We start from the raw sequence: 2,284 nt of genomic DNA on the forward strand, positions 1-2,284 counted from the left end.
AACGGCCCGCAATTACCGGGCCGTCGTCACTCTCGCAGCCATTGTCCTCTGGATGCGCTAGTGTCCACACCACCTAGTGCGCAATTGCCCACGGGGACCGGGGCCCATAGCCACCAATTGTGGTAAGGAAAATGACTCCGGCCTCGGCGCCCATCGATGGGCCGCGGAGTATGGGTCCCGGCCCCCGTGCGCAATGGCGCACTAGGCCGGGACGACGCCGGAAGGTATCGGTCGAAGAAGTTAAGCACTATCATCGCTATTACTCATCCTATGGACCGCATGGCATCCCTGTCCCGGAAACAAATCACCGCCACCCTGCGCGGCACCAGCCTGCGGCAAATCCGTCTGGCCAGCGGCGTGGTGCTGTTTGCCTATCTGGTCAGCCATTTCGTCAACCACGCGCTCGGCAATATCTCGATGGAGGCCCTGGCCAGCGGCGTCTATTGGCACACGCTGTTCTGGCATTCTCTGCCGGTCACGCTGGTGTTCTATGCGGCCTGCCTCATTCACACCGGGCTCGGCCTCTGGGCGCTGTACGAGCGCCGGCAATTCCGCTGGAAGGCAATCGAGCCGCTGCAGCTTGTGCTGGGCCTCAGCATTCCCGCGATGATCATCACCCACGTGATCGGCGTGAGGCTCGGCCATTCGCTGTACGGCCTCGAAATACTCTACCCGCAGGTATTCTTTGCGTACTGGATTTCATGGCCGCCGCTCAAAATGTGGATGCTGTTTGCGGTTCTGGTGATTTCCTGGACGCACGGCTGCATCGGTCTGTATTTGTGGCTGCGCATGAAGGCGTTCTACAAGACCGCCGCGCCCTATCTGCTGGCCATCGCGGTGCTGATTCCGACGCTTGCCATGCTCGGCCTCTATCAGGGCGGACGCATCGTCGTCGACAGCGACAGCGTCGAATGGCGGGCGGAGAATCTCAAACCATCCCAGATCGGGACATCGGCTGAAAAGGCCGTGTTGAACGATATCACGAACTATCTTCTGATCGGCTATTGGGGCCTGCTCGTTATTGTCCTGCTGGCAAAAGGCGCGCGCGCCATCCACGAGCGCCGCGGCGGCATGATCAACCTGTCCTATGGCAACGGCCGAACGGTCCGGGTGCCGAAAGGGCTCAGCGTGCTCGAGGCCAGCCTGCGCAACAACGTGCCGCACGCCAGCGTGTGCGGCGGCCGCGCGCGCTGCTCCACCTGTCGCATCCGCATCATCGGAGACTGCCACGACCTGCCCGCGCCCTCGCAGCGCGAGGCCTTCGTGCTCAGCCGCGTCGGCACGTCGGATCCGTCGATCCGCCTCGCCTGTCAGTTGCGGCCGGCAAACGACCTCTCCTTCTTCCAGCTCTTCCTGCCGCACACCATGTCGGCCGACGCGCCGTCGTCGAGTCCGACCAGAATCGGCCAGGAGCGGTATCTCGTCAGCATGTTCGTGGACATGCGCGGCTCGACCAAGCTTGCGGAAAAGCGCCTGCCCTTCGACACCGTCTTCATCGTCAATCGATTCCTCGGCGCGGTGTCGCAGGCGGTGATCGAATGCGGCGGCCGGCCGAACCAGTTCGTCGGCGACGGCATGCTGGCGCTGTTCGGGCTTGCCGTGAACCAAGCGGAGGCCTGCCGTCAGGCGCTGCGGGCCGCCGCCATGATCGCCGCCAATGTCGACGAGGTGAACAAGTTTCTGGAACATGATCTGCGCGAACCGATCCGTTTCGGTATCGGCATCAATGGCGGCGAGGTGATCGTCGGCGACATCGGCTACCGCGACCATATGGTGTTCACCGCGCTCGGCGATCCCGTCAATGTCGCCGCACGCCTGCAGGACATGACCAAGAGCCTTTCCTGCGAGGTGGTGATCTCGGACGAGGTTCGCGCCGCCGCAGGCCTATCCGCCGACGCGCTGCCGCAACATGAAGTCGAGATCCGCGGCCGCAACGAGCCGATGATCGTGCGGAGCGTTTCGGATGCGAGGGAATTGTCGGCGCTGATCGACGATGTGGAGCCCGTCGCGGCGTGATTGCGGTGACTGCCGCCCAACCCTCTGGTCGTCCCCGCGAACGCGGGGACCCATACCGCGTGATCTCTCGATAAAGGCTCGGTAGCAAAGACCTTTCGCAAAACTTCTCCCTGTGGTTATGGGTGGATATGGTTTCGCGTTCTCGCGACGCACTGCGCCCGAGCTTTGCCTGAAGTTCCTTGCCCTCGAAATGAGAGGGCGCAGGGAAGACCGGGTGCGCGCTGCACCCGCGGTCCCGTGTGCAATTTGCACAGAAAAATGCGCACAC

Annotated in this window: 1 protein-coding gene; it reads left to right on the plus strand. The window is 62.9% G+C overall.

Annotated features, from left to right (window positions below):
- Nucleotides 1–279 precede the first annotated feature (279 nt).
- A complete protein-coding gene (locus JQ567_RS37875) occupies nucleotides 280–2,016 on the plus strand; it encodes an adenylate/guanylate cyclase domain-containing protein (RefSeq protein WP_212443528.1) in 1,737 nt (578 codons plus the stop codon).
- Nucleotides 2,017–2,284 lie beyond the last annotated feature (268 nt).

This window comes from Bradyrhizobium sp. AUGA SZCCT0431 (assembly GCF_018131065.1).
Taxonomy (GTDB): domain Bacteria; phylum Pseudomonadota; class Alphaproteobacteria; order Rhizobiales; family Xanthobacteraceae; genus Bradyrhizobium.

Coding starts and splice junctions, on each gene's coding strand:
- JQ567_RS37875 (WP_212443528.1), top strand. CDS start 280: ATGGCATCCCTGTCCCGGAAACAAATCACCGCCACCCTGCGCGGCACC.